The organism is uncultured Abyssibacter sp., assembly GCF_964000955.1.
In the GTDB taxonomy this organism is placed as follows: Bacteria; Pseudomonadota; Gammaproteobacteria; order Nevskiales; family OUC007; genus Abyssibacter.
The window spans coordinates 1-2,495 of the sequence record NZ_CAXFCL010000155.1; the positions used below are offsets into that span (position 1 = coordinate 1).

General features: G+C 67.4%; 3 protein-coding genes. 1 reads left to right on the forward strand and 2 read right to left on the reverse strand.

What is annotated here, in order from left to right:
* Positions 1–940, forward strand: a 940-nt coding sequence (locus tag ABNS06_RS07475; RefSeq protein ID WP_348673601.1) for a molybdopterin molybdotransferase MoeA, incomplete at its 5' end; no start/stop codon positions are given.
* A gap of 50 nt (positions 941–990) precedes the next feature.
* Here ABNS06_RS07475 and ABNS06_RS07480 read toward each other — a convergent pair.
* Positions 991–1,254, reverse strand: coding sequence for a hypothetical protein (locus ABNS06_RS07480; RefSeq protein ID WP_348673603.1), 264 nt, complete (start codon positions 1,252–1,254; stop codon positions 991–993).
* Between the two features lie 116 nt (positions 1,255–1,370).
* Positions 1,371–2,495, reverse strand: a 1,125-nt coding sequence (locus ABNS06_RS07485; RefSeq protein WP_348673605.1) for a molybdopterin cofactor-binding domain-containing protein, incomplete at its 5' end; no start/stop codon positions are given.

Genomic DNA, 2,495 nt, shown 5'->3' on the forward strand with positions numbered 1-2,495 from the left:
CGGCGAGTGCGTGCGCATTCTCACCGGCGCGCCGCTGCCCGACGGCGCCGACGCCGTGATTCCGCAGGAGCGCGTCGAGGTCGGTGATGCCGAGGCGCGTCCGACGGCGGAGGTCTCGCCCGGTGATCACATCCGGCGCCGTGGCGAGGAAATCCGTCGTGGCGATGTCGTTGCCGCATCGGGTGCCCAGGTGACCACCGGATTGCTGGGCGCGCTCTGCGCCGCCGGCATCGACACGGTGACGGTGACCCGGGCGGTTCGCGTCTGCGTGCTGGTCACTGGTGACGAGGTCGTCCCGATTGGTGAGTCGCTGGGACCGGCGCAGATCCACGATGCCAACGGACCGATGATCCGCGCGATCCTGGGCGCGCTGCCGGTGGAACTGTGCTGGCTTCGCTATGTGCCGGATGACGCCGACGCCGTGAAGACGGCGTTGACCGAGGCGCTGGCCGAGGCCGATCTGGTCATCACCTCGGGAGGCGCGTCGGTTGGGGACCGCGATCACATTCCGCCGACGGTCGCCGCGTTGGGCATGCAAACGCATTTCTGGAAGGTTGCGCAGAAGCCCGGCAAGCCGCTGCTGTTCGCGACGCGCGGGGAGCAGGCCTTGTTCGCGCTACCCGGCAATCCCGCTGCGGTGTTCATCGGCATGCATCTGCACGTGGCGCCTGCAATCGGTTACCTGAGCGGGCTGACCGAGCCCGGACCGGTTTGGCAGCGCGGCCGGCTGGTGGAGCAGAGGCCGATGCGCGGAGATCGCACCCAGCTTGTGAGGGCGCAGGCCTTCACCGACGCTGACGGACAGATGTGGCTCAGACTGCTCGGTGGTCAGGGTTCTCACATGCTCGGCAACCTCGCCGAGGCGAACGCGATTGCGCGTATCGAGCCGGGTGACGATCAGACCGTCGTGCCGTTCAGCCGGGTGACATCGCCGAGCTAGCGCGACATCACCGTCACGCCCTGTGTGACGGTCCGTCGGCCAACCGCGTGCTACCGACACGGACCTCCGGCATCGGCCCAGGCCCGCAGGGCGACCATGAACTCCGGATGATCCAGCGGCGGCGTGCTGCGGTTCCCGCCGGGTTCCCAGCCCCACAGCACCAGTGCATCGGCATCCATGTGTTCGACCAGCACTTCCAGGCTTCGGTCGCCATTGAGCGACCGGTTCTTCAGCACTTCGCAGAGCTGCTCCGGGTTGAGGTCTTCCCAGGCCATGCTGAGCGGCGCCAGTTCCCAGTGCGGCGCGCCGGGCACGGCGCCGTCGGCGACGTTGTGATCCTGGAGTGGCAGTTCAGGCAGCGGGGATGTGTCAGCACGTCGTAAACCGGCTGAAATAGCGTTGAGGCTTCCGCGTCCGCCGGCTGGCCGGATCAGGTCCAGCTCATGTCCTGCTTGCGGAACGGTGTGCGGCGCAGCCGCTTGCCGGTTGCCTGATAGATCGCGTTGCCGATCGCCGGTCCGATCGGACCCACCGGAGCCTCGCCGATCATGGCGAAGCGGTCGTGGCCGGTCAGCGCGTCGAAGTGAATGTTGATTGGCGGCATGTCGGCCATCTTCAGCATCGGGTAGCTGTCGAAGTTGCTCTCGACGATCGCGCCGTTCTTGACGGTGAGGCCTTCATTGATCGACATGTTCATGCCGTAGATCACGCCGCCCTCAAGCTGCGCGGCCACGGCATCGCGGTTGGCGACGCGGCCGCAATCGAAGGTCACGTCGACCTGCTTCACGGTCAGCTGGCCTTCGGGCGTGACCTCCACGCGGGCGACTGCGCAAATGGTGCTGCCGGCCTCGCGTTCACCGGCATGCGGCCAGTTCGAAATGGCGATGCCGCGGCCCTGGCCCTTGGGCAAGGGTTTGTCCCAGCCGGCGTGTTTCGCGGCCAGGCGCAGGCACTGTTTCCAGGATTCCTCCCAGTTTTCCAGCAGCTTCAGCCGGTACTCCAGCGGATCGACGCCGGCCGCGACGGCGCACTCGTCGACGAAGGTTTCCGCCATGAACGCGTGCGAGTTGTAGCAGGGACCACGGTAGGGGCCGGTCTGGATGTGCAGCGGCAGCTCGCTCTTGGTCAGTCGCACGTTCGGCACGTCGCCGGACTGGACATAGGGCGTGTCCATGTAACCGAACACCAGTTCCAGGCCGCTGAAACAGGCCTCGCCCTCGATGGCCTGCGGCATGCCCGCGGCGTCGAGGCCGGCCTTGTAGCGGGTCGCGAGCAGGGTGCGGTACTGGCCCTGCAGCGTGGTTTCCTCACGTGACCAGATCACCTTGACCGGCACCCCCGGGTACTGGCGCGCCACGGCCACGACGGTGCGCAGGTCTCCGGCCATCACGCGGCGCCCGAAGCCGCCGCCGATGAAGGTCTGGTGCAGCTTGACCTTCTCCGGCGCCAGACCGGTTTCGTCCACGGCGACCCAGAACGCCTGCTTCATGTCCTGGCAGGGATGCCAGACCTCGGCCGCGTCGTCGGTGACCAGCGCCGTGCCGTTTAGCGGCTC